Raw genomic sequence first — 24,688 nt, forward strand, 5'->3', positions numbered from 1 at the left:
AGCGACGAAGCGGACGCGCCGATGAGCGGCGTCGTCGTCGGCTCCCCGGTGCCGGGCACGGCGCTGGCCATGTCGGAGGTGCCGGACCCGGTCTTCGCGGAGTCGATCGTGGGACCTGGTGTCGCGGTGGACCCCCCGCGCGACGGGGACGTCGACGTCGTCGCCCCGTTCGAGGGCACGCTCGTCAAGCTCCACCCGCACGCGTTCGTCGTCCAGCATGCCTCCGGCCGTGCGGTGCTCGTCCACCTCGGCCTCGACACCGTCCAGCTCAAGGGTGAGGGCTTCACCCTCCACGCCGCCGAGGGCGAGAGGGTCACCGCCGGCCAGGTGCTCGTCACCTGGCGGCCCGGCGACATCGCCGAGGGCGGCCGCTCCCCGGTCAGCCCCGTCGTCGCCCTCGACACCGCACCGGGTGCGTTGAGCGCGCTCGTGGCGCCCGGCACCACCCTCGAGACCGGCGCCGCGCTCTTCGAGTGGGCCTGACACCTCCGCGGTCCCGAGCCGCGCCCAGCCCACGCGGCGGCCCCCTGCCGCCGGTCCGGGCCACGCGCAGCCACGCGGCGGCGCCCTCATCCGCCCCTTCCGTCCCGACCCCAGGAGCACCATGCCCCAGCGCAGCGCCGTCATCGCCTCGAGGGTGGGCCTGCACGCCCGCCCCGCCGCCGTCTTCGTCAAGGCGGCCGCCGCGACGGGGCTGGAGGTGACGATCGGCCGGCCCGGGTCCGAGCCGGTCGCGGCGGACAGCATGCTCGAGGTCATGACCCTCGGCGCCGGGCACGGCGACGAGGTGGTCCTCAGCGCCGAGGGCGACGGCGCGGAGCGGGCGCTCGAGGACCTCGCCGCCCTGCTGGCGACAGACCTGGACGCCTGACCTCAGGCCCCGAAGCCCACCCGCCCGCCGCGCTGGGCCCGCAGCCGGGCCCCCTTCTCCTGGGCCACCTGACGCAGGCCGTCCTGGAAGGTCACCATCTGCTCGCGCACGCCGGCGGCGCCCTCGCCCTCCCCGGCGCCGAGGATCCGGGCCGCCAGGAGGCCGGCGTTGCGGGCCCCGCCGATCGACACCGTCGCCACCGGCACCCCGGCGGGCATCTGCACGATCGAGAGCAGCGAGTCCATCCCGTCGAGGTGGCGCAGCGGCACCGGCACCCCGATCACGGGCAGGGGTGTCACCGAGGCGAGCATCCCGGGCAGGTGCGCGGCGCCACCGGCGCCGGCGACGATCACCCGCAGGCCACGCTCGACGGCGGAACGCCCGTACTCGATCATCTCCAGCGCCATGCGGTGCGCGGAGACGACGTCCACCTCGGTCTCGACCCCGAACTCCGCGAGGACGTCGGCGGCCTCCTTCATCACCGGCCAGTCCGAGTCCGACCCCATGACGATCCCGACCACCGCACCCATCGCTGCCTCCCGCCCGCCCGGCCGCCACGGCCGGTGCCGGCCACAGTCTCCCACGGCGACGTCTCGCCGGGCCGGGCGCGGTCACGCACACTGGTGACGTGCAGACCACCCACCCGACCCGGCCGGCGACCGGTGTCCGCGCGGACGGCCGGCCCGGCTTCTGGACCCGGGCCGCGCACATCCTCGCCGTCCCCGGCGGGCGTGCGGCGCGCGCGGCCACCGACGCGGTCGCCGTCGCCGGTGTCGTCAGTCTCGTCCTCGCGGCCGCGATGGGCCCGGTCGCCGTCGCCCTGTTCGCCCTGGTCCTGCTGGGGCTGACCGTCCCGCGGGTCCTGGGCGTGCCCGGGTGGCTCCAGGCCGCCTCGGGGACCGTCGTCGTCGTGGCCGCGTGGGCCGCCCTGCTGGGTCTGTACGAGCGGTGGTGGTGGCTGGACATCGCCGCGCACACCGCCGCGAACGGTCTGCTCGCCCTGTTCGCGTTCCGCCTCGTGGTCGCGGCCGGCCTGCTGCCGGGAACCGACGCGGCGGGTCGGGCCCGTGCAGGGGCGGTCCTGGTGACCGTGGCGCTGGGCGTGACCCTCGGCGTGGTGTGGGAGCTGGCCGAGTGGTTCGGCAACGCCTTCCTCGACGAGGGGATCCGGGTCGGCTACGAGGACACCCTGGGCGACCTCGTGGCCGGGGCCGCCGGCTCCGCGGCCGCCGGTCTGCTGCTCGCGCGCCGGCCCGCGGCGTCGCGGCGCGGGCTCTCGCGGCGCGAGCCCTCGCGGCGCCGGACCGCCCCGTGAGTGGCCCCGGCGGGTCGCTCGGCGCACCGGGCTCTGAGGTCGTCGTCAGCGTCGTCATCCCCGCCCGGGACGACGCCGTCGCCCTCGCCGTGTGCCTCGACGCCCTGGCCGTCCAGACGTCCGCGCCGCTGGAGGTGGTGGTCGTCGACAACGGCTCCACCGACGACACCGCCGACGTCGCCCGGTCCCACGGGGCGCGCGTGGTCCACGAACCGGTGCCCGGCATCCCGCAGGCGGCGTCGGCCGGCTATGACGCCGCCCGGGGCGACGTGATCGCCCGGCTCGACGCCGACTCCGTCCCGCCGCCGGACTGGGTGGCGCGGGTGGGTGCCGCGCTGGCCGGCGGCGCGGACGCCGTCACCGGCGTCGGGGTCTTCCACGACCTGCCGCGGGGCACGGCCCGCCTCACGGCGGCCGCCTACCTGGGGGCGTACTACGTGCTCGGGCACGCGGCGCTCGGCCACCACGCCCTGTGGGGCTCGAACATGGCGTTCCGCCGCGAGGCGTGGCTGGAGGTGCGCTCGCAGGTCCACCGCGACGACGCCGAGCTCCACGACGACATGGACCTCGCCTTCGTCCTGGGTCCGGGCCGCCGGGTCGTGCTGGACCGGCGGCTGGTGGTCGGCGTGTCCGGCCGGTCGGTGCGCGGCGGGGCGCAGCTCCGACGGCGGTTCCGCCGCCAGTTCCGCACGCTGGCCGTCAACTGGCGCACCGCCCCGCCGTGGCAGCGGTGGGCGGCGCGGCTGGCCGGCTGAGCAGCGGGCTCGCCGGCTCAGCAGGGGGCACGCCTGCTGAGCGGCGACTCCGCGGGAAGCGGGACGAGTCAGCGGCTGCGGGGGTCCGACCTCGGCGCGCGGCCACGTGCTCGGCGCGAGGCCCCGAACTCGACGCACGGCCACGACCGGCGTGACTCCGCGGGAAGCGGGACGGGTCAGCGGCTGCGGGGGTCCGACCTCGGCGCGGAGCCACGTACTCGGCGCGGGGCCACGTGCTCGGCGCGGACCCGCGCGGGGTCAGCGGTCGACGGTGTCCGGGTCGTCCGCGCCGGTCTCCTCCATGAGGGCGGCGTCGCCGCGCAGGAGCGCCACGGCCGCGTCGGCGGTGCGCCGCGCGTCCTCGAGCGTCGCACCGGTGACGGTCACGTGGCCGAGCTTGCGGCCCGGGCGCACCTCCTTGCCGTACAGGTGGACCTTCGCCTCGGGGTGGCGCGCCATGACCGCGGCGTAGGCCTCGCGCGGGTCGGCCAGGTGCGAGCCGAGCAGGTTGACCATGACCGCGGCCGGCGCACGGACCGAGGTGTCCCCCAGGGGCAGGTCGAGCACCGCGCGCAGGTGCTGCTCGAACTGGCTGGTCACCGAGCCCTCGATGGTCCAGTGACCGGAGTTGTGCGGGCGCATGGCGAGCTCGTTGACCACGAGCCGAGAGGAGCCGTCGTCGCCGTGGACCTCGAACATCTCCACCGCCAGCACCCCGACCACTCCGAGCCCGGTCGCGATGCGCTCGCCGATGGTCCTCGCCCGGTCGAGGGTCTCCTCGGAGAGGTCCGGCGCGGGCGCGAGCACCTCGGCGCAGATCCCGTGCTCCTGCACGGTCTGGACCACCGGCCAGGTGCGCACCTCGCCCGTGCCGTCCGGCCCGCCGCCCGGGCGACGGGCGACGAGGACCGCGAGCTCCTTGGTGAACGGCACCTTCTCCTCGGCGAGCAGGGCCTCGCCGGCGGCCAGAGAATCGAGCCAGTCCGCGGCCTCGTCGGCGGCATGGACGACGCGCACCCCCTTGCCGTCGTACCCGCCGCGGGCGGTCTTGACCACCACCGGCCAGCCGGTGGCCGCCCCGAACGCGTCGAGCTCCGCGGCGTTGCGCACGGCGGCCCACGCCGGGCAGGGCGCGCCGAGCTCGGTGAGCCGGCGGCGCATGACGATTTTGTCCTGGGCGTGCACGAGGGCGTCCGGTCCGGGCCGCACGGGCACACCCTCGGCCTCGAGCTCGCGCAGCAGGTCGTTCGGGACGTGCTCGTGCTCGAAGGTGAGGACGTCCGCGCCCGCCACGAGCGAGCGGACGGCTGACGCGTCGCCGGCTGCGCCCACCGGCGCGTCGGGGACGACCTGCGCGGTGGCCACCGTGGGCGACTCCACGAGGACGCGCAGGTGCACGCCGAGGGCGATCGCCTGCTGCTGCATCATCCGGGCCAGCTGGCCCCCGCCCACGACTGCCACGATCGGTGCTCCCACGATGGGCGAGCCTATCCGCGGTTACCCTGAGGCGGTGACGACGTTCCGCGGACAGGACGCCCCCGCGACCCCCGCGGGCACCGACCGCGCCGAGCCGGGACACCCCCGCACCGGCCTGCTCGGGCGGCTCCTGCGCGGTCAGAGCCTGCGCGCCTGGTTCGTCGAGCTGGTGCGCTTCCTCGCCGTCGGCGGCTCCGCGTACGTCGTCGACGTCGGGCTGTTCAACCTCCTGCGGTTCGGTCCCGGCGAGCTCCTCGGCGACAAGCCGCTGACGGCGAAGGTCGTCTCGGTCACCGTCGCGGTGGTCGTGGCGTGGCTGGGCAACCGGTACTGGACGTTCGCCGGCTCCCGGCAGTCCTCGCGCCGCCGGGAGCTGACGATGTTCGCCCTGGTCAACCTCGGCGGGATGGCGATCGCCGTCGGTGTGCTCGCCGTGAGCCACTACGTGCTGGGGTTCACCTCCCCGCTGGCCGACAACATCGCGGCCAACGGGGTCGGGCTCGTGCTGGGCACCGCGTTCCGCTACGTGTGCTACCGCTACCTCGTCTTCACCGCCGACGGCGGCGCCGCCCCACGCTGACGAGCGCCCCCTGGGGCAGGACGACGTCGGGGTCGAGCGCGGCCGGGACGGCGTTGAGGAAGATCGTGAAGACGGGCGGGCGCCGCTGGCTCAGCTCGAGCCGGCCGCCGTCGGCGGCGACGAGGTCCCGCGCCAGGGCCAGGCCGAGGCCCGTGCCGGACCCGCCGGAGACGTGCTTGGTGAAGATGTCGGGGGCCAGCTCGTCGTCCACGCCGGGCCCGTCGTCGGAGACGTCGACGAAGACGCCCTTGCCGGTCGCGGTGGGCCGTGAGACCACCCTTGTGGTCCCCGCGCCGTAGCGCAGGGCGTTCTCCAGCAGCGTCGCCAGGACCTGGGCGAGCGAGCCCGGGGTGGCCAGGACGGCCAGGCCGGCCGCGTCGTCGAAGACGAGCTCGCGCTTGGCCTTCTTGAAGGTGCGGGCCCACTCCTCCCGCTGCTGCTCGAAGACGTCCCCGAGGTGGACCGCCTCGGTGGTGCCGCCGCCGGCGGAGCGGGAGGTGCGCAGCAGGTCCTCGACGACGCCGGTCAGGCGCTCGGTCTGCTCCAGCGCCAGGTGGGCCTCCTCGCGCACCTCGTCCTGCTCGCTGAGGGCCTCGATCTCCTCCAGGCGCATCGACAGGGCCGTCAGCGGGGTGCGCAGCTGGTGGGAGGCGTCGGCGGCGAACTGCCGCTCCGCGGCGAGGCGCCCGGCGAGCCGGTCGGAGGTGCGGGCGAGCTCGGCGGCGACGAGGTCGATCTCCTCGATGCCGGTGGGCTTCATCCGGGGGCGCACCAGGCCCGAGCCGACCTGCTCCGCCGAGGCGGCGAGGTAGATCAGCGGCGCGGAGAGCTTGCGGGCCTGCCGCCGCGCCACCGCGAGGCCGACGGCGAACGCCGCGACGACGCCCGAGGCGACGAGCAGGACCACGCTGATCGAGCGCCAGCGCACCTGCCACGCGTCGACGTCCATCCGCACGGTGGCGCCGGAGGGGGTGACCTGCAGGGACCGGACCACACGGTCGGTGAACACCGGCCCCGCGCGGTACTGCTCGCCGTCGGGCCCCTGGACGAGGATCCCGGCCTCGAGGTTGACGGTGCCGTCGACCCACGGCTCGAGCATCGAGTCGCTGAGCTCCTGGTCGTTGACGAGGCGCCGCTCGATGGAGCGGCCCAGGGAGGACGCGCGCAGGTCGAGGGTGGAGCTCTCGGACTCCCACACGAGGATCGCCCCGAAGACGGCCATCGGGACACCGAGGATGAGGACCGCCGCGGTGACCGCGACGAGGATCATCTGGGTCGCGCGGCGGCGCACGGGAGGCTAGCTCCCGGACGTCTCGAACCGGAAGCCCATCCCGCGCACGGTGGTGATGTACTTCGGGTCGTTGGCGTCGTCACCGAGCTTGCGGCGCAGCCAGGACACGTGCATGTCCAGGGTCTTCGTCGAGCCGGTGGGGTCCGTCCCCCACACCTCGCGCATGAGGGTCTCGCGGCCCACGACCGAGCCGGCGTCGCGCACGAGCACGCGCAGCAGCTCGAACTCCTTGGCCGTGAGGTGCATCTCGCGCGTGCCGCGGAAGGCGCGGTGCGCGGCGACGTCGACCCGCACGTCCTGGGCGACGAGCTCGTCCTCCTCCGTGACGTCCCCGCCCGCGCGGCGCAGCAGCGCCCGCACCCGCGCCAGGAGCTCGGCCAGGCGGAAGGGCTTGGTCACGTAGTCGTCGGCACCGGCGTCGAGGCCCACGACGAGGTCGACCTCGTCGGCCCGGGCGGTGAGGACGAGGATCGGCAGGGTCAGGCCCTGGTTGCGGATGTGGCGGGCGACGTCGAGGCCGTCCATGTCCGGCAGTCCGAGGTCGAGGACGACGAGGTCGACGCCGTTCGGCAGGTCGTCGATCGCGGCCTGGCCGGTGCCGTGGGGACGGACGTCGTACCCCTCCCGCCCGAGCGCCCGGGCCAGCGGCTCGGCGATCGCCGGGTCGTCCTCTACCAGCAGCACGTTAGTCACGCCGTCATCGTAGGACAGAACGTCAACAAAGGGTCAAGCCTTGCTCACCAGGTGGCGTCGTCGCAGGTCACAGGGGCGCGGCGCGCCCAGTGACGGGGTCTCAGGGCCGGCTCGGCCGGGCTCCCGGGCGCAGCTCGGCCGGGGCCTCGGACGCGAATCAGCCGGGCACCCCGGCGCAGCTCAGCCGGGGACCCGGCGCAGCTCGTACGGCATGACCTGGCCCAGGCCCTGCAGGTCGGCGACGTCGCGCGGGACCATCGTGTACCGGCGCGCGACAGGGGTGAGCGACATCGCCCGTGCGGTGTCCGGGTCCATGAGGATCGCACCGGGCGGGGCGACGTCGACCAGGCGCGAGGCGAGGTTGACCGTGGGCCCGAAGACGTCGCCGTTGCGCGAGAGCACCCCGCCCCACACCACGGCCGCCCGGACGGGCAGCATGTTCTCCTTCGCGTGCAGGGCCTCGATGAGGTCGACCGTCACCTCCGCCGCCGTCGGCAGGTCGTCGGCGACGTAGAGGATGGCGTCACCGATGGTCTTGACCACGCGGGCACCGTGCGTGGTGATGACGTCGCGGGAGGTGTACTCGAAGGTCTGGACGAGGTCGGCGAGCGCGCGGGAGCCCAGCTCGGTCGACCGGCGGGTGTAGGCGACCATGTCCACGAACCCCAGCGCGCGCTGGAGGGGCAGGTGGAACGGGTCGGTGTCCGGCTGGCGCATCTCCGCCACCTCGGCCTCGGTGCGCACCATGAGGGCTCCGAGCTGGCGGCGCCAGGCGTAGTTGAGCTGGGCCTGGAGGACGTCGACGATGCCGGGCAGCTTGTCGAGCACGACGAGCCGCGCCGAGACGTCGTCGAGCTCGAGGGTGCGGGCGGCGTGCTCGATGAGGGCCTCGGTCTGCCAGAGCACCAGCCGGTCGGTCATGTGGGACTGCGCACGCAGGAGCGAGATGACGGCCGTCATGTCGAGGCGGCCGTCGTCGACGAGCGCGGCCATCTCCTGCAGGGCGGCGACGTCGCCGTCACCGAAGAGGACGACGTCGTCCTGGACGTTGGGGAACGCCATCGCCTTCCAGAACGTCCGGGCGAGGTCCACCGACACCCCGGCCCGCTGCGCCAGCTCGATGATCGTGTACCGGGCAGGGCCGCCCAGGAGCTGGTCGAGGTGCTCGGCCACCGTGGAGGACGGCGCGCTGATCGAGCGCGCCTCGCCGATGTCGTCCGTCCGGTCCGGGACGGCCTCGGGCACGCCGCTCGTCCCTGGCTCGGTCGTCACCGTCGCAGCCTAGCCCGCGACCCGGGCGGCACGTCGGCGGCCGTCAGCGAGAACGGACGTGGCTGACGTCCCCGGCGCGCACGGGCACCTCCCGGCCGTCCTCGGTGCGGACGAGCAGCGCCCCGTCGCCGCCCAGCGAGACCGCGGTGCCCTCGAGCCGCTCACCGCCCGGCAGGTCGACGGCGACCTCCTGCCCGAGCGTGGCGCAACGGGCGGCCACCTCGCCGGCGAGGGAGCCGGCGTCCCCGCCGGCCGCCTCCCACCGGTCCAGGAGGGCGACCAGGCGCCGGCCCACCGCGGCGAGGACGTCGTCCGGCGTCGTCGACGCGCCCTCGAGCGTGAGCGACGTCGCCCACGCGACGGGCAGCCCCGGACGCTCCTGCGCGACGTTGACCCCGATCCCCAGGACGACGGCGGGGGGCTGCCCGGGCACCACCTCGGCCAGGACGCCGGCCACCTTGCGGTCCCGGCCCCAGCCCGGCAGGTCCTCCTCGCCGGCGTCGACCACGACGACGTCGTTGGGCCACTTGAGCGCGACCCGGTGCCCCGCCGCGGTGCCGTCATGCGTGAGGACCTCCTCCACCGCCCGCAGGACCGCCAGGCCCGTGAGGAGCGTGACCCAGGCGAGATCCTCGGCGGGCACGCGCGGACGCACGAGCACCGAGGCGGTCAGCGCCTGGCCCGGGGGCGTGACCCAGGACCGTCCCGCGCGGCCCCGGCCCGCGTCCTGGGCGTCGGCCACGAGCACCGACAGGTGCGGCCACCGCCCGGGCTCGCGGGCGGCGGCCTCGCGCAGGTCGGTGCTGGTCGAGCCCGTGCGCGCGACGCGCACGGTCCGGGAGAAGGGGGCGGCGCCGTCGTCCATGGCCCCCATGGAACCACCGGGGGCCGATTTGTGGGACCCGCACAACCACCTGGGTCCGAACACGCACATCCTGCCCAAGGAGGGGTGGAGGTCCGACAACTACCCTCGGGGACGTGACCGATACGACCGAGAAGACCTCGACCACCACCGCCGCGAAGCTCGCGGACCTCGCGGACCGGGTCGAGGCCGGCATCACCGCACCGGCCGAGGCCGCCCGGGAGAAGCAGCACGGTCGGGGCAAGAAGTCCGCCCGCGAGCGTCTCGAGGCCCTCCTCGACCCGGGCTCGTTCACCGAGCTGGACGCCTTCGCCACGCACCGCTCCACCGCCTTCGGCCTGGAGCGACGCCAGGTGCCCGGCGACGGCGTCGTCACCGGGTACGGCACGGTCGACGGCCGGCAGGTGTGCGTCTACTCCCAGGACTTCACCGTCTTCGGCGGCTCCCTCGGCGAGGTCCACGGCCAGAAGATCACCAAGGTCATGGACCTCGCCCTGCGCACCGGGGTGCCCGTGGTGGGGATCTCCGACGGCGGCGGCGCCCGCATCCAGGAGGGCGTCGCGGCCCTGACGCAGTTCGCCGAGATCTTCCGGCGCAACGTGGCGGCCTCCGGGGTGGTCCCGCAGATCTCCCTCATCCTCGGCCCGAGCGCCGGCGGTGCCGTCTACTCCCCCGCCCTGACCGACTTCATCGTCATGGCCGAGGGCACCTCGAACATGTTCATCACCGGCCCCGACGTCATCAAGGCGGTCACCGGCGAGGAGGTGGGCTTCGAGGAGCTCGGGGGCGCGGCCACCCACGCCCAGCGCTCCGGCGTTGCCCACTACCAGGCCGCCGACGAGGACGACGCCATCGACTACGTGCGCGCGCTGCTGTCCTACCTCCCGTCGAACAACCTCTCCGACGCCCCCTCCTGGCCCGTGCCGGCCGCCGAGGCCGAGTCCGCGCTCGAGGTGACCGACGCCGACGCCGAGCTCGACACCCTCGTCCCGGACTCGGACAACCAGCCCTACGACATGCGCACGGTCGTCGAGCACATCGTCGACGACGGCGAGCTGCTCGAGGTCCAGCCGGGCTACGCCCAGAACATCATCACCGCGTTCGGCCACGTCGAGGGCCGGCCCGTCGGGATCGTGGCGAACCAGCCCCTGCAGATGGCCGGGACCCTGGACATCAACGCCTCCGAGAAGGCGGCCCGGTTCGTGCGCACCTGTGACGCGTTCAACCTCCCGGTCCTGACGTTCGTCGACGTGCCCGGCTTCCTGCCCGGCACCGACCAGGAGTGGAACGGGATCATCCGGCGCGGCGCCAAGCTCATCTACGCCTACGCCGAGGCGACCGTCCCGCTGGTCACCCTCATCACCCGCAAGGCCTACGGCGGCGCGTACATCGTCATGGGCTCCAAGCAGCTCGGCGCCGACATCAACCTCGCCTGGCCGACCGCCCAGATCGCCGTCATGGGCTCCGGCGGGGCGGTGAACATCCTCCAGCGCTCGGCGCTGAAGAAGGTGGCCGACGCCGGCGGCGACGTCGAGGCCGAGCGGGCCCGGCTCGTCGCCGACTACGAGGAGGCCCTCGTCAACCCGTGGGACGCCGCCCGGCGCGGCTACGTCGACGCCGTCATCACCCCGTCCGAGACCCGCGTGCAGGTCGTGCGTGCGCTCCGGGCGCTGCGCACCAAGCGGGCGAGCCTGCCCGCCAAGAAGCACGGGAACATCCCGCTGTGACCACCACCCACGCGCGCCTCTCGGCCGCCACGCCCGAGGAGTTCTCCGGCGACGACGACACCGTCGCCGTCGCCCTGGCCGGCGCCGGGCCGGCCGGGGACGGTGCGCTGCCGGCCACCGCCGCGGTGCGCGTCGTGCACGGCGCACCCGACGAGGTCGAGCTGGCGGCGCTCGTCGCGGGCCTCGTGGCGGCCCGGGCGGCGGCCGCCGAGCTCGGCGGCCTGCCCGACGAGGGGGCCGAGCAGGTCCGTACCCGCTGGACCGACCGCGCCCGGCCGCTCGGGGCCGCCCACGCCCCCGGCCCTGGCGCGTGGCGCTGGTCGTTGCACCCCTGATCGCGCCGGCACACGCCCCGCGCCACACCCTCACCTCCGCGCCCGCGCCCGCGCCCGCATCACGCCCGCATGCCCTGGCAGACCCCGCGCCCGCGCCCGCATCACGCCCTCATGCCCTGGCAGACCCCGAGCCCGCGCCGCACCATCAAGCCGAAACTTCCATCAGGACATTCCTGACAAGGTCTTCAGCCTGAGCTCATCGACGCCGGCCCTACGATGGTCGGGTGGTCGAGGGGCGTGCACGGGCGGACGGCGTCGTCGCCCTCGGGTCGACGGTCCGCCGCGCCCGCCAGCGCCGGGCCCTGTCCGTGGAGCAGCTGGCCGCACGGTCCGGCGTCAGCGCCGGCTCGGTGAGCCAGCTCGAGCGGGGCCAGGGCAACCCCTCGCTCAGCACCCTCACCCGCCTCGCGGACGCCTTCGGCGTCACGGTCGTCACCCTCCTGCAGGACGCCGAGCACCGCGGCGAGCCGGTCGTCCGGGCCGACCACCGCACGCTCCTGGCGACCCTCGACCCGGAGCCGGGGTTCGTCCGCGAGCTCCTCACCCCCGACCTGCGGCTGCCGCTACAGGTCATCCGGACCGTCATGCCGCCGCGCTACTCCAACGAGGGCCGCCCGTTCCGGCACCTGGGGACGGAGTGCGCGCACGTGCTCGAGGGTCGCCTCGACGTCGTCCTCGACGGCGTGCGGCACGAGCTCGGCGCCGGGGACACCATCACCTACGACTGCTCGCGCAGCCACTGGTGGGCCAACCCCGGCGACGAGCCCTGCGTGGTGCTCGGCGCGGTCACGCCCGTCGCGGGCTGACCGGTCACGCCGCCGCGGAGCCACCCGGACCGCACGACGACGAATGGCCGCGAGGTCTCACCAGCGCAGCTCACCGACCGTCCGCGCCTCGGGGACCACCGGACGGCCGCGGCGCTCCTCCTCGGCCTCGACCTCGGCGTGCCAGACTCCCAGCAGACGGCCGAGCTCGGCCACCGGGGCCGGGTGGTCGTCGACCCGCAGGTCGACCACCGCCACCGGCGGGGCGATGTCGGCGGCCTCGTTCGCGACGACGTAGAGCGCAGCGCTCTGGCGGCCACGGCGGTCCCCGCCGGCGCTCTCCCCCGCCCGGAGGGCGTCGACGAGCAGCTGCGGGAAGGACGGCGTCGCCGCGGCGAGGTACGTGCCCTCCATCGCGTCGAGCACCTCCGGACCGGTGAGCAGGTTGCCGACGACGGCGTAAAGGGGCCCGTGGCGCCCGCCCGCCCAGGCCGAGCACCCCGGGCCGGTCCAGGTGGCGCTGCGCCCGGCGCCGTCGACGACGCCGAGCTGGCGGTGGTCGAACTCGGAGTCCTCCCCGCGCAGGACCTCCAGGACCTCGGCCGGGGCGACGCCCTGCCGGAGCAGCTCGAGGACCCGTGAGCGGAAGGTCCGGTTGGTGTAGGCCTGGGTCGCGAGCGCGCCCGCCCGGGGCGCGGCGGCCGGCACCACTGCCCCCACGGCGAGGGTCCGCGTGGCCGTGGCGACGCCGAGGTAGTGGCCGTCCGGGCTCAGCGCCACGATCGAGAACGTCATGTCACTCCCATGTCACAGTTGGGTGAACTCCATGAGACCGCCTTGCGCGCACCGGGTGTTGGCAACAGACTGACGGAATCTTCACTGAGGCGAAGGTACCCCCGCCGCGACCGCAAGGAGCCCGCCATGTCCCTCCACCACCCCCGCCGACGCCGGGTCATGCTCGGTGCCACCTTGGCCGCCACCGCCCTGCTCGCCGCCTGCAGCACCGGCGACGGGGTGGACGTGGACGGCTCCGGCGACGAGACCGGCGCGGCCGGCGGCGACGGCGAGGCGTCGGGTGAGGTCCTCGTCGCCGGCATCGCCGGCGAGCCCGACCAGCTCGACCCGCAGTCGACCACCTCCTACTTCTCCTTCCAGGTGCTGGAGAACGTCTTCGACACCCTGGTCGAGCCCGACGAGAACCTCGTCATGCAGCCGGCCCTGGCCGAGGACTGGGAGGTCAGCGACGACCAGCTCACCTGGACCTTCACCCTGCGTGAGGGCGTGACGTGGCACGACGGCTCCGACCTCACGGCCGAGGACGTCGTCTACTCCTTCAACCGGATCATCGACGAGAACCTCTCCAACTCCTGGCGCCTCTCCGCCGTGACGGGCATCGAGGCCCCCGACGAGCGCACGGTCGTCTTCACCGTCTCCAGCCCCTCGCCCAACCTCCTGGCGAACATCGGCGGCTTCAAGGGCATGGCCGTGGTCCAGCAGGAGAACGTCGAGTCCGGCGAGATCGGGACCGCCCCGGTAGGCACCGGACCGTTCGTCGTGGACAGCTACGCCTCGGGCGAGAGCATCGACCTCACCGCCAACCCCGACTACTGGGGCGGCGCGCCCGAGGTCGCGGGCGTCACCTTCGAGTTCATCCCCGAGCCGACGACGGCGCTCGCCGCCCTGCAGTCCGGGGAGATCCACTGGACCGACAACATCCCGCCCCAGCAGGTGGCGAGCCTGACCGACGGCGAGGACGTCGAGCTCGGCCAGGTCGGCTCGAACGACTACTGGTACCTCGCGCTGAACCAGGAGCGCGAGCCCTTCGGCGACGTCGACGTGCGCCGGGCGATCTCCTTCGCGATCGACCGCGAGGCCATCACCGAGGCGACGATGTTCGGCAACGCCACGGTCAACCAGACGGCGATCCCGGAGTCGAGCGACTGGTACACCGAGTACGACGGCTACACCCACGACCCGGAGCAGGCGCGCACCCTCCTGGAGGGGACGGGCGTGGCCGAGGGCGAGCTCACGATCGACCTCATGGTCGCCACCGACTACCCCGAGACCGTCCAGGCGGCCCAGATCATCGCCAGCCAGCTCGACGAGGTCGGCATCGGCACGGAGATCCGCACCCTGGACTTCGGCACGTGGCTCGACGAGCAGGGCCAGGGCAACTTCGACATGCTCATGATGGGCTGGCTCGGCAACATCGACCCGGACGACTTCTACTACGGCCAGCACCACTCCGAGGGCCAGAACAACTACCAGGGCTACGCCAACCCCGAGGTGGACGAGCTCCTCGACGCCGGCCGCACCGAGACCGACCAGGCCGCCCGCAAGGAGATCTACGACCAGGTCGCCACGACCGTCGCGGACGAGGCGAGCTACATCTACCTCTACAACCCCGACGTCGTGCAGGCGTGGTCGCCCGACGTGAGCGGCTACGAGGTGCGCGGCGACCGCGCGATCCGCTTCCGCGACGTCAGCCTCTGAGCGGCACCTGAGCCATGGCCTTCCTGCTCCGGCGCGCCGGGCACGCCCTCGTGGTGCTCGTCGGGGTGACGGTCGTCGTCTTCGCGATCGTCCACCTCGTGCCCGGCGACCCGGTCCGCATCGCCATGGGCACCCGGTTCGACCCCGAGGTCTACGAGGCGCTGCGCCGGGCCTCGGGGCTCGACCAGCCCCTGCCGCAGCAGTACCTCAGCTACGTCACCTCCGCGGTGACCGGCGACCTCGGCGTCTCCTTCCGCTCGGGGGAGCCGGTCACCCAGATCCTCCTGTCCCGGCTGCCCGCGACGTTGTCCCTGGCCGGCGTCGGGATCGTCGTCGCGCTGGCCATGGCGTTCCCGCTCGGCATCTGGTCCGCGCTCCACCACGGCAGGGCCTCCGACGCCGTCGTGCGGGCCGTGAGCCAGGTCGGGGTCTCCGTGCCGGACTTCTGGATGGGACTGCTGCTCATCCTGCTGTTCTCCTCCACCCTCGGCTGGCTCCCGCCGTCGGGGTACGTCCCCCTCACCGAGGACCCGCTCCAGTGGGCGCGACGGGTGGCCATGCCGGGCGTGACGGTCGGGCTGGTCGCCGGCTCGATCCTCACCCGCTACGTGCGCTCGTCGGTGCTGGAGTCGCTCAGCATGGACCACGTGCGCACGGCCGAGTCCAAGGGGCTGCGGCGGCGGGTGGTGCTCGGCCGGCACGTCGTGCGCAACGCGCTGGTGCCGGTCCTGACGATCACGGGCACGCAGCTGGCCACGATGCTGGGCGGGCTGATCGTCGTCGAGGTGGTCTTCGCCTGGCCCGGGCTCGGCCGGCTGGTCTTCGACGCCGTCTCCGCCCGCGACTACCCGCTCCTGCAGGGCGCGGTGCTCCTCATCGCGGCGATCTTCCTCCTCGTCAACCTCGTGGTCGACGTGCTCTACGCCCGCGTCGACCCACGGATCCGGGTGAGCTCATGACCACGACCGCCGCACCCGTCCCACCCGCGGGCCCGCCGGCCGAGCCCGCGGGCACCCCGGCCGCGCCGACGGCGGCCCGCCGCCCGTCCTGGCAGCGCTCGCTCGGCCGGCTCCTGCACCGGCCCGTCGCCGTCGCGTCGCTCGTCGTGCTCACCGTGGTGGTCGTCCTGGCCGTCGCCGGGCCGTGGCTCGCCCCCTACGGGGTCAACGACGTCGACGTCACCCGCGCCCTGCGCCCGCCCGGCGCCGAGCACTGGTTCGGCACCGACGAGCTCGGCCGCGACGTGCTCTCCCGGGTCGTCCTCTCCGCCCGGGTGTCCATGCTCGTCAGCCTCGTCTCGGTCTCCATCGCCCTCGTCGCCGGGGTCGGGCTGGGCCTCGTGGCCGGCTACTTCGGCGGCTGGCTCGACACCGTGATCATGCGCACGGCGGACGTGATGTTCGCATTCCCGGTCATGCTTCTCGCCATGGCCATCGTGGCCATCCTCGGGCCGGGCCTGACGACGGCGATGATCGCCATCGGGGTGGTGTACGTCCCGATCTTCGCCCGGGTCACCCGCGCCAGCGTCCTCAGCGTGCGCACCGAGCCGTACGTGCGTGCCTCCGTCTCGCTCGGGGCCCGGTCGGGTCGGATCATCCGTCGCCACGTCCTGCCCAACGTCACCGCGCCGATCATCGTCCAGACCTCCCTCTCGCTCGCGTTCGCGATCCTCTCCGAGGCCGCCCTGTCCTTCCTCGGCCTGGGCGTGCAGCCGCCGGACCCGTCGTGGGGGCGGATGCTCTACGACGCGCGGGCCTTCCTCGACCAGGCGTGGTGGATGAGCGTCTTCCCGGGGCTCGCGGTGTTCGTGACCGTGCTGTCCTTCAACCTCCTCGGTGACGCCCTGCGGGACGTGCTCGACGTGCGCGGCGGGGACGGGGGACGCTGATGCCCGCCCTGAGCGTGAGCGACCTCCACGTCCGGATCGGCTCCGCGCACATCGTGCGGGGGGTGAGCTGGTCCGTCGAGCGCGGGCAGACCCTCGGCATCGTCGGGGAGTCCGGGTCCGGCAAGTCGATGTCCGTCCTGGCCGCGACCGGGCTGGTGGGCCCGCCCCTGGCGAAGGTCTCCGGCTCCGTCCTGCTCGACCGGCGGCCCGACGCCGGCCTCCCCGCCGAGGGGGCGGCCACCGGCGGTCGTGCGCGCGGCTCCGCGGCAGGCAGGTCCGCCCCACCCTCCGGGGACCTGCTGACCATGGGGGCCGAGGACCGCCGCCGGGTGCGCGGCCGGCGGATCGGGTTCGTCTTCCAGGACCCGGCCACCTCCCTCAACCCGATCCTCGACGTCGAGCGCCAGCTCACCGAGGGCCTCGAGGAGCACCTGGGCATGACGCGCCGCGCAGCACGGGGCCGCGCCCTCGAGCTCCTCGAGCTCGTGGGCATCCCCGACCCCGAGCGGCGGCTGCGCGCCTACCCCCACGAGCTCTCCGGCGGCATGCGCCAGCGCGTCATGATCGCCATCGCCCTGTCGTGCGACCCCGACGTCCTCATCGCCGACGAGGCCACCACCGCCCTGGACGTCACGATCCAGGCCCAGATCATCGACGCCGTCCGCTCGCTCCAGGAGCGCCTGGGCACCGCGGTCGTGTGGATCAGCCACGACCTCGCCGTCGTGGGCGGGCTCGCCGACGAGGTGGCGGTCATGTACGGCGGCCAGGTGGTCGAGCAGGCCGACGTCGTCACCCTCTTCCGCGAGCGCGCCCACCCCTACACCGCCGGCCTGTTCGCCTCGCGGCCCCACCTGGGCAGCCCCGAGGAGACCCTCACGACCATCCCCGGCGCCCCGCCCGACCCGCGGCACCTCCCGCACGGCTGCGTCTTCTACGACCGGTGCACCGTCCGCGACGACCCCCGGTGCGCCACCGACCGCCCCGACCTCCTCGAGGTCGCCCCCGGTCACCTCGTCCGGTCCTTCTACGGAGGTGCCCGATGAACCAGGACCTGCTGCGCGTGGAGAACCTCCAGGTGCTCTTCCCCGTCCACGGCACCGGGCGGCGCGAGCGCCAGTACGTCCACGCCGTCGAGGACGTCTCGTTCACCCTCGGCCGGGGCGAGACCCTCGGGCTCGTCGGGGAGTCCGGCTCGGGCAAGTCCACGGTGGGCAACGCCCTGCTGCGGCTCGTCGAGCCGACCGCCGGGAGGGTGCTGCTCGAGGGTGAGGACGTCCTCACCGCCCGGGGCCGGCACCTGCGGGACCTGCGGCGGCGGATCGCCATGGTCTTCCAGGACCCCCTCGCCTCGCTCGACCCGCGCGCGACGGTCGCGGAGTCGGTGAGCGAGCCGCTGGAGATCCACCGCCTGCACACGGGCCGGGCCCGGCGCCCCCGCGTGGCCGAGCTCATGGACCTCGTCGGCCTGCCCGACCGGTTCCTCGACCACTACCCCCACGAGCTCTCCGGCGGCCAGCGTCAGCGCGTCTGCATCGCCCGGGCCCTGGCCGGGGAGCCGGCGGTCCTCGTCCTCGACGAGGCCACCGCCTCCCTCGACGTCTCCGTCCAGGCGCAGATCATGAACCTCCTGCGGCGTCTCCAGGACGAGCTGGGCCTGGCCTACCTCTTCATCTCCCACGACCTCGCCTCGGTCGCCCACATGAGCCACCGCGTGCAGGTGATGTATCTCGGCCGGCTCATGGAGTCCGCCACGCAGGAGCAGATCTACGCCGCGCCGGGTCACCCCTACACCCAGGCGCTCATGTCGGCCATCCCCCGCGAGGACCCGGTCGAGGAGCGGGCCCGTGAGCGTGTGCTGCTCACCGGTGACGTCCCCTCCCCGATCCACCCGCCCTCCGGCTGCGTGTTCCGCACCCGCTGCCCCCTGGCGATCCAGGCCTGCGCGGAGCAGCTGCCACCGCCCGTCGAGCTCGGACCCGACCACGTGGCGGCGTGCATCCGGGCGGGCGAGAGCATCCTCTCCCCCGACCCGGTGCGCTGACCCACACCCCCGTCCGCACACACCGCACCGCACCGCCGGCCACCTGCCTCACGCCGCACGCCACACGCCGTCCGCCGCCGCACGCCGAAAACTCCGTCAGACCATTCCTGACAGAGTTTTCGCCCGAACCGCCGGCGACCTTGCCGAGACAAGTCGTGCCGGCCGGTCGCTCCGGACGGTCGCTCCGGGCGGTCGCTCCGGGCGGTCGCTCCGGGCGGTCGCTCCGGGCGGTCGCTCCGGGCGGTCGCTCAGGGCGGGCTCTTCTCTCGAGCCGGCCGCGCGGTCCTGCACCCGGTCCCCCCTGGACCAGGCGCCTCGGCCCGGCTCCCCCGGCACCACCCACTCGCAACCCCCAACGTGGGGGGTCCTGGGGACTCAAGTTTGGGGATTGAGGGGCCCTGACGGGCGCGGGAGGCTCACACGTGGGGAACACCGATCGGCGCACGTGCGGCCGACGGCGATTTGGGGGGGCCCACAGCTCAGGCTGGAGGCCGGGACATGGGGACGACGACGACCGAGGCACGGTCGATGCGCCCGGTGCGCCACTGCGCCCCCCTCCCCCTCGCGACGACCGGCCGCCCCCGGCGCCCCAGGCGCACCCGGCGCGGCCGCTGCTCCTGCCGGCCCACGCCACGTCGCACGGCCGCCCCCCGGGACCCCCGCACTCGCCGGGCCCTGCCCCGGTCCTCCCTCGGGACCGACGACGACTCCGGGCCACGCTGCGGGTAGCCCGCGGACCGCCAGCACAGATCAGCAGCACGCGGCGCTGGGCCCGGCCCTCCGCCACCTCGCAGGACCCGAAGCTTTCCGACCACCTTGGTAAGGAGCCAACGATGGCCGAAGTACCGCGGCACCGTCAGGACCGCCGCACCAGAGCGACCAGGCTGGGGGCACTCGTCTCGGCGAGCGCCGTCATGCTGTCCGGAGTGTTCGTCGCCACCGGCCCCGCCGGTGCCGCCCCGCCGCCCGGTCAGGACTTCAACGTCACGACCGGCGACCTCGAGTTCATCCTCAAGCAGATCCAGATCTCCGAGGCGCACGCCGAGGACGTGGTCACCGAGAACCCCGACTCCTCACCGCTGTGCCGCCCCGGCAACAGCTTCGACCCGGCCACCCAGACCCACTTCGACGCCGACGGCGACCCCTGTGTGGGCGCCCCCACCCTCCCCTTCGGCCTGCGCACCGTCGACGGCCGGTGGAACAACCTCCTCCCCGGCCAGGACGGCTACGGCGCCGGTGGGCAGATCTTCCCGCGCCTGCTCGAGGCGCAGTACCGCACCGCCGACCCCGTGCCCGACGGGTTCGGGTTCCCGAACGTGGGTGCGCCGACGACGTACGAGCAGACCCAGGGCCTCGTCTTCGACTCCGAGGTCCGCACCATCTCGAACCTCATCGTCGACCAGACGACGGCCAACCCCGCCGCGGTCGACGTCGCTGCCCGGGTCGAGGGCGCCGGGGTCATCAACGGCGCGACGATCGCCCGGCTCTCCGGGGCCGACCGCTTCGCGACCGCGGCGGCGATCAGCGCCTCGCGGTTCGGGCCCGGTGTCCCCGTCGTGTTCATCGCCACCGGGCAGAACTTCCCCGACGCGCTCGCGGGCGGTCCCGCCGCGGCGGCGGGCGGGGGCCCCCTGCTCCTGGTCTCGGGCACCGGCGTGCCGGCGGCCACGGCTGCCGAGCTCCTGCGCCTCCAGCCGCAGAACATCGTCATCCTCGGCGGCACCCCGAGCGTCAACGACGCCGTCGCCGACATCCTCACGAGCTACACCACCGGGACGGTCACCCGCCTCGCCGGACCCAACCGGTTCGCCACGGCCGCCGCGATCAGCGCCGCGACCTTCGCACCGGGCGTCGCACGCGTATACGTCACGACCGGCTTCAACTTCCCGGACGCGCTCTCGGCCTCGGCCCCCGCGGCCCGCGACGGTCACCCGATCCTGCTGACCAACACGAGCTCCTTGCCCGCCGAGACGGCCGCCGAGCTCAGCCGCCTCGCACCGCAGGAGATCGTGGTCCTCGGCTCGAGCGCCTCGGTCTCGGATGCGACGCTGGCCGCCCTCGGCGCCTACGCCCCGGCCGTCAACCGCGTGTCGGGGACCGACCGCTACACCACCTCCGTCGCCATCTCCGTGGCCAACTACCCCACGGCGACGACCGAGGTGTTCCTCGCCAACGGCGGCAACTACCCGGACGCCCTGGCGGGCGGTCCGGTCGCCGGCCTGGCCGGTGGGCCGCTCCTGCTCGTCCCGAGCACCGGCACGCTGCCCGCCGCGGTCGCGGCGGAGCTCCAGCGCCTCAGCCCCCAGCGGGTGACCATCTTCGGTGGTCTGCCCTCGGTGTCCGCGGCCATGGAGCAGCAGGTCTCCGGTCTCATCGCCGGGACCGACATCTTCATCCCGGACATCGCCACGGACGAGGGCCTCTCGGCCTCGGCCACTGGGCTCTTCACGATCTTCGGCCAGTTCTTCGACCACGGGCTCGACCTCGTGTCCAAGGGCGGTAACGGTGCCGTCATGGTCCCGCTGCAGCCGGACGACCCGCTGTACGTCCCGGGGTCGCCGACGAACTTCTTCGTCCTCGACCGTGCGACGATCGACACCACCGGTGGCGGCCGCGAGCACACGAACCGCACCACACCGTTCATCGACCAGAACCAGACGTACACCTCGCACCCGTCGCACCAGGTCTTCCTGCGTGACTACGACCTCGTCGGCGGCGTGCCGGTATTCACCGGCCGACTCCTCGACGGCGTCGACGGCGGCCTGGCGACGTGGGCCGACACCAAGGCGCAGGCCCGGGAGATCTTCGGCATCGACCTCGTCGACTCCGACGTCCTCAACGTCCCGCTCCTCATGACCGATCCCTACGGCCGGTTCGTCCCGGGCCCGAACGGCTTCCCCCAGGTGGCCTTCGAGGGCGGGTTCGTCGAGGGCAACCCCGCGGCGCCGATCTCGACCGAGGGAGCGTTGAGGGCCAACACCTCCTTCCTCGACGACATCGCGCACGGCGCGGTGCCGCAGGACCCGCCCGCCGGGTACGACAACGCCTCGCTCGACGCGCACTTCGTCACCGGTGACGGGCGCGGCAACGAGAACATCGCCCTGACGGCCGTCCACCAGGTCTTCCACGCCGAGCACAACCGGGTCATGGAGCAGGTCGACTCGTTCCTCACGACCGAGGCGCCACCCGGGCTCCTGACCGGCTTCCAGGCAGACGGGTTCTGGGACTACGGCGAGCGCCTGTTCCAGGCGGCCCGCTTCCTCACCGAGATGCAGTATCAGCACCTGGTCTTCGAGGAGTTCGCGCGCCGCATCCAGCCGAACATCGATCCGACGGTCCTCAACGAGAACTCCTACGTGCCGGACATCAACCCGGCCATCTCGGCGGAGTTCGCACACGTCGTCTACCGGTTCGGACACTCGATGCTCACCCAGACCGTCGACCGCGAGTTCAACGGCGTGACCGAGGAGATCCCTCTGCTGGACGCCTTCCTCAACCCCGTGGGGTTCCGGACCGGCCCGAACGGCGAGAGGCTCTCCCCCGAGGTAGCAGCGGGCTCCGTCATCCAGGGCATGGCCCAACAGACCGCCAGCGGGATCGACGAGTTCGTCACGGACACTCTTCGCAACGAGCTCCTCGGTCTCCCGCTCGACCTGCCGTCGATCAACATGCTCCGCGCCCGTGAGACCGGCGTCCCCCCGCTGCAGGCGGCCCGGGCGAGCTTCTTCGACGCCACGCAGGCGCCGGAGCTCGAGCCCTACAGCAGCTGGGAGGACTTCCGTCTGAGCATGAAGAACCCGGAGTCGATCCTCAACTTCGTGGCGGCCTACGGCGTCCATCCCACCCTCGACGGCGTCACCACCATCGAGGGACGGCGCACCGCCGCCGAGGCGCTCGTCGCCGACGCGGCCTTCATGACCGCCCCGGCGGCCCAGACCGGTCTCGACGACGTCGACTTCTGGATGGGCGGCCTCGCGGAGAAACCGTTCGTCTTCGGTGGGATGCTCGGTACGACGTTCAACTTCGTGTTCGAGCAGCAGCTCGAGAGCCTGCAGAACGGCGACCGGTTCTACTATCTCAACCGCAACCTCGGCAACACCCTTTTCAGCACTCTCGAGGCCAACTCGCTGTCGCAGATCATGCTGCGCAACACCTCGACGGACGGGCTCCCGCACGACGTCTTCGCCGACCCGCAGATCTCCTTCGACCTCGCGGACCCGGCTGCCGACCTCCAGGCGGCGGGCCTGACCCTGCTGGGCGGCCAGTGGCGCTTCACCGGCGGCGAGCACATCTTCATCCAGGGCACCGACCAGGCCGACAACGTCCGCGGCGGTATCGGCGACGACTCCATCTGGGGCCTCGCCGGCAACGACCGCATCGAGGGCGACGACGGCGTCGACGCCATCATGGGCGGCGACGGCGACGACATCCTCACCGACCTCAACGGTGACGACCGCATCCAGGGGGAGGCCGGCAACGACGTCATCAGCGGCGGACCCGGCCTCGGGGACATCCTCTTCGGCGGGTCCGGCAAGGACTTCATCATCGGCGGCCAGGACAAGGCGACCTCCTTCGGTGGCCTCGGTGACGACTTCCTGCTCGGCTCCACCGGGCCGGACAACCTCATCGGTCACGAGAACGACGACTGGATCGAGGGTGGCCTGGGCCACGACCTGCTGGTCGGGGACAACTCCAACACGATGATGAACGACCCGAACCTCAGCCACGGCGGGCACGACGTCATCATCGGTGGTCCCGGCAACAACGACCACGACGCCGAGGGCGGCGACGACATCATGGTCGCCGGCCTGGGCACCGAGCGCTTCGGCGGCATGCTCGGGTTCGACTGGGTGACCAACAAGGGCACCGGCGTCCCGCTCAACACCGACCTCGCGCTGGTGTTCGGCATCCCGCAGAACCTCACCGCAATCCGTGACCGCTACCTCAACGTCGAGGCCGTCTCCGGCTGGGACGGCAACGACGTCATCCGCGGGGCCCAGGCCGCGGAGGCGCTCGACGGCGCCACCGCGGGCCTCGGCTACGGCAACCGCCTCACGCAGGAACACCTGGACCGGGTCATCGGTCTGCGTGAGCTCCTCGGTGGTGGCGAGCTCCCGCCGTACGCCCTGCCGTTCCTGGTCGGGCAGACGGAGCTGGACATGGACTTCAACAACAACATCCTGCTGGGCGGTCAGGGCAGCGACCTGATCGAACCCCGCCTCGGCCGCAACTTCATCGACGGCGACGCCTGGCTGGATGTCAACGTGGTCCACCGGCCGGGCGGCGGCGACGTCGTCGAGCGGCAGGCCAGCATCAACGCCTACGCCGTGCGGATGGTCAACGGGACGATCAACCCCGCGGACCTCTACACCGAGCGGCGTCTGCAGAACGACACCACCAACCAGGCCGACGCGATCGACACGGTGGAATTCTCGGGCAGCGAGCTCGACTACACCATCGTGCAGCTCGAGGACAACGTCTGGCGCGTGACGAACACCGTCGTGGGCGCCGCCCGCGCCGACGTCGTCCGCAACGTCGAGCGGCTGCGGTTCAACGACGTCACCCTGTGTCTGCCCGCAGGCCTGGGCGACCCGACGGACTGCACCCAGGAGAACGGCACGATCACCCTGACCTCGACGTTCGTCGAGGACGAGGCGCTCACCACCGACCTCCAGCTCGTCGCCCCGGCCAGCGTGGTCGGACCGGTGCTCTACGAGCTCCAGATCGCCCAGGACGTGGCCCAGGACGGCATCACCGACCAGTGGATCACGACCCAGGCGAACAACACCGGCAACTTCACGCTCGGTGACGCCGAGGTCGACTGGCAGGTCCGCGTTGTGGCGTCGTACACCGACACCGCCGGGGCCACCCAGATCGTGCTCTCCGACCCGTCACCGGTCTTCGTCCAGAACGTCAACGACGCCCCGGTGGCACCGACGATCATCCCGGCGGCGCCCATCCTGGGTGACTTCGTGCGGATGGCCACGGCGCCGGAGGACGCCGACGGCACGACCGGCCTCGTCGCCGGCACGACCGGCGCGTGGCGCTGGCAGCGCGGCACCGGGGACACCTGGACCGACATCGCCGGGGCGTCGGGCACGGGTCTCGACCCGGTCCCGACCTACCAGGTGACCGCCGAGGACCAGGGCTCCGCCCTGCGCCTGGTCGTCAGCTACACCGACGACCTCGGTACCAACGAGAACGCCGCCTCGGCGGCGACCGAGGTGGTGCCGGGCGGCTGACCCGACCGAACAGGCGGCGGGGGCCCGGGCGTCAGCCCGGGCCCCCGCCCCCATGGATCTCAGGCACGCAGACGGGAGGCGGC

At 73.5% G+C, this 24,688-nt stretch carries 21 protein-coding genes; 14 read left to right on the plus strand and 7 right to left on the minus strand.

What is annotated here, in order from left to right; genetic code table 11:
* Positions 1-21: 21 nt before the first annotated feature.
* Both AAEM63_RS13950 and AAEM63_RS13955 read left to right on the plus strand, forming a co-directional pair.
* Positions 22-483, plus strand: coding sequence for a PTS glucose transporter subunit IIA (locus AAEM63_RS13950; protein WP_341358851.1), 462 nt, complete (start codon positions 22-24; stop codon positions 481-483).
* Between the two features lie 121 nt (positions 484-604).
* The gene (locus AAEM63_RS13955; RefSeq protein ID WP_341358852.1) at positions 605-871 is read left to right on the plus strand and encodes an HPr family phosphocarrier protein; all 267 of its coding nucleotides are present in this window, start codon (positions 605-607) and stop codon (positions 869-871) included.
* A gap of 2 nt (positions 872-873) precedes the next feature.
* Here AAEM63_RS13955 and purE read toward each other — a convergent pair whose 3' ends face one another.
* Positions 874-1,401 (minus strand): 5-(carboxyamino)imidazole ribonucleotide mutase, encoded by a 528-nt coding sequence (gene purE / locus AAEM63_RS13960; RefSeq protein WP_341358853.1) that lies wholly within the window; start codon positions 1,399-1,401, stop codon positions 874-876.
* 98 nt (positions 1,402-1,499) lie between these two features.
* On the opposite strand from purE, the gene AAEM63_RS13965 reads away from it, so the two are divergent.
* Both AAEM63_RS13965 and AAEM63_RS13970 read left to right on the plus strand, forming a co-directional pair.
* On the plus strand, positions 1,500-2,186 hold the full coding sequence (locus AAEM63_RS13965; RefSeq protein ID WP_341358854.1) for a hypothetical protein: 687 nt from the start codon (positions 1,500-1,502) through the stop codon (positions 2,184-2,186).
* Entirely contained in the window at positions 2,183-2,941 is a 759-nt protein-coding gene (locus tag AAEM63_RS13970) for a glycosyltransferase family A protein (protein WP_341358855.1), read from the plus strand. The genes AAEM63_RS13965 and AAEM63_RS13970 overlap by 4 nt, the downstream gene beginning before the upstream one ends.
* Before the next feature lie 258 nt (positions 2,942-3,199).
* Here the strand turns inward: AAEM63_RS13970 and AAEM63_RS13975 are convergent, their stop codons facing one another.
* Positions 3,200-4,417 carry a 5-(carboxyamino)imidazole ribonucleotide synthase gene (locus AAEM63_RS13975; RefSeq protein WP_341358856.1) on the minus strand — a complete coding sequence of 406 codons (1,218 nt, stop codon included), beginning with the start codon at positions 4,415-4,417 and terminating at the stop codon, positions 3,200-3,202.
* Positions 4,418-4,451: 34 nt separating this feature from the next.
* On the opposite strand from AAEM63_RS13975, the gene AAEM63_RS13980 reads away from it, so the two are divergent.
* The gene (locus AAEM63_RS13980) at positions 4,452-4,997 is read left to right on the plus strand and encodes a GtrA family protein (RefSeq protein WP_341358857.1); all 546 of its coding nucleotides are present in this window, start codon (positions 4,452-4,454) and stop codon (positions 4,995-4,997) included.
* Here AAEM63_RS13980 and AAEM63_RS13985 read toward each other — a convergent pair.
* From AAEM63_RS13985 to AAEM63_RS14000, 4 genes are all read right to left on the minus strand, one after another.
* A complete protein-coding gene (locus tag AAEM63_RS13985) occupies positions 4,966-6,288 on the minus strand; it encodes an ATP-binding protein (RefSeq protein ID WP_341358858.1) in 1,323 nt (440 codons plus the stop codon). The two genes, AAEM63_RS13980 and AAEM63_RS13985, sit on opposite strands and share 32 nt — an antisense overlap.
* A gap of 6 nt (positions 6,289-6,294) precedes the next feature.
* The gene (locus AAEM63_RS13990) at positions 6,295-6,981 is read right to left on the minus strand and encodes a response regulator transcription factor (RefSeq protein ID WP_123914083.1); all 687 of its coding nucleotides are present in this window, start codon (positions 6,979-6,981) and stop codon (positions 6,295-6,297) included.
* Positions 6,982-7,161: 180 nt separating this feature from the next.
* The gene (locus tag AAEM63_RS13995; protein WP_341358859.1) at positions 7,162-8,253 is read right to left on the minus strand and encodes an adenylate/guanylate cyclase domain-containing protein; all 1,092 of its coding nucleotides are present in this window, start codon (positions 8,251-8,253) and stop codon (positions 7,162-7,164) included.
* A gap of 43 nt (positions 8,254-8,296) precedes the next feature.
* On the minus strand, positions 8,297-9,118 hold the full coding sequence (locus AAEM63_RS14000) for a biotin--[acetyl-CoA-carboxylase] ligase (RefSeq protein ID WP_341358860.1): 822 nt from the start codon (positions 9,116-9,118) through the stop codon (positions 8,297-8,299).
* Between the two features lie 113 nt (positions 9,119-9,231).
* Here AAEM63_RS14000 and AAEM63_RS14005 point away from each other — a divergent pair, with 113 nt between their 5' ends.
* The 3 genes from AAEM63_RS14005 (at position 9,232) to AAEM63_RS14015 (ending at position 11,983) form a co-directional block, all read left to right on the plus strand.
* Positions 9,232-10,842 carry an acyl-CoA carboxylase subunit beta gene (locus tag AAEM63_RS14005; protein ID WP_341358861.1) on the plus strand — a complete coding sequence of 537 codons (1,611 nt, stop codon included), beginning with the start codon at positions 9,232-9,234 and terminating at the stop codon, positions 10,840-10,842.
* The gene (locus AAEM63_RS14010) at positions 10,839-11,177 is read left to right on the plus strand and encodes an acyl-CoA carboxylase epsilon subunit (RefSeq protein ID WP_341358862.1); all 339 of its coding nucleotides are present in this window, start codon (positions 10,839-10,841) and stop codon (positions 11,175-11,177) included. The genes AAEM63_RS14005 and AAEM63_RS14010 overlap by 4 nt, the downstream gene beginning before the upstream one ends.
* A 224-nt stretch (positions 11,178-11,401) precedes the next feature.
* Positions 11,402-11,983: an XRE family transcriptional regulator gene (locus AAEM63_RS14015; protein ID WP_341358863.1), complete on the plus strand. Its 582-nt coding sequence runs from the start codon at positions 11,402-11,404 to the stop codon at positions 11,981-11,983.
* Positions 11,984-12,040: 57 nt separating this feature from the next.
* On the opposite strand, the gene AAEM63_RS14020 is transcribed toward AAEM63_RS14015, so the two are convergent.
* Positions 12,041-12,736 (minus strand): DUF1028 domain-containing protein, encoded by a 696-nt coding sequence (locus AAEM63_RS14020; RefSeq protein ID WP_341358864.1) that lies wholly within the window; start codon positions 12,734-12,736, stop codon positions 12,041-12,043.
* 126 nt (positions 12,737-12,862) lie between these two features.
* Between AAEM63_RS14020 and AAEM63_RS14025 the strand changes: the two genes are divergently transcribed.
* From AAEM63_RS14025 to AAEM63_RS14050, 6 genes are all read left to right on the plus strand, one after another.
* The gene (locus AAEM63_RS14025) at positions 12,863-14,434 is read left to right on the plus strand and encodes an ABC transporter substrate-binding protein (RefSeq protein ID WP_341358865.1); all 1,572 of its coding nucleotides are present in this window, start codon (positions 12,863-12,865) and stop codon (positions 14,432-14,434) included.
* Between the two features lie 14 nt (positions 14,435-14,448).
* Entirely contained in the window at positions 14,449-15,393 is a 945-nt protein-coding gene (locus tag AAEM63_RS14030; RefSeq protein ID WP_341358866.1) for an ABC transporter permease, read from the plus strand.
* On the plus strand, positions 15,390-16,322 hold the full coding sequence (locus AAEM63_RS14035; RefSeq protein WP_341358867.1) for an ABC transporter permease: 933 nt from the start codon (positions 15,390-15,392) through the stop codon (positions 16,320-16,322). The genes AAEM63_RS14030 and AAEM63_RS14035 overlap by 4 nt, the downstream gene beginning before the upstream one ends.
* Entirely contained in the window at positions 16,322-17,365 is a 1,044-nt protein-coding gene (locus AAEM63_RS14040) for an ABC transporter ATP-binding protein (RefSeq protein WP_341358868.1), read from the plus strand. Before AAEM63_RS14035 ends, AAEM63_RS14040 begins: the two co-directional genes overlap by 1 nt.
* The gene (locus tag AAEM63_RS14045; protein WP_341358869.1) at positions 17,362-18,363 is read left to right on the plus strand and encodes an ABC transporter ATP-binding protein; all 1,002 of its coding nucleotides are present in this window, start codon (positions 17,362-17,364) and stop codon (positions 18,361-18,363) included. The genes AAEM63_RS14040 and AAEM63_RS14045 overlap by 4 nt, the downstream gene beginning before the upstream one ends.
* Before the next feature lie 833 nt (positions 18,364-19,196).
* A complete protein-coding gene (locus AAEM63_RS14050) occupies positions 19,197-24,605 on the plus strand; it encodes a peroxidase family protein (RefSeq protein ID WP_341358870.1) in 5,409 nt (1,802 codons plus the stop codon).
* The last annotated feature ends 83 nt before the right edge of the window (positions 24,606-24,688 follow it).

It is taken from the genome of Georgenia sp. M64 (assembly GCF_038049925.1).
Classification (GTDB): domain Bacteria; phylum Actinomycetota; class Actinomycetes; order Actinomycetales; family Actinomycetaceae; genus Georgenia.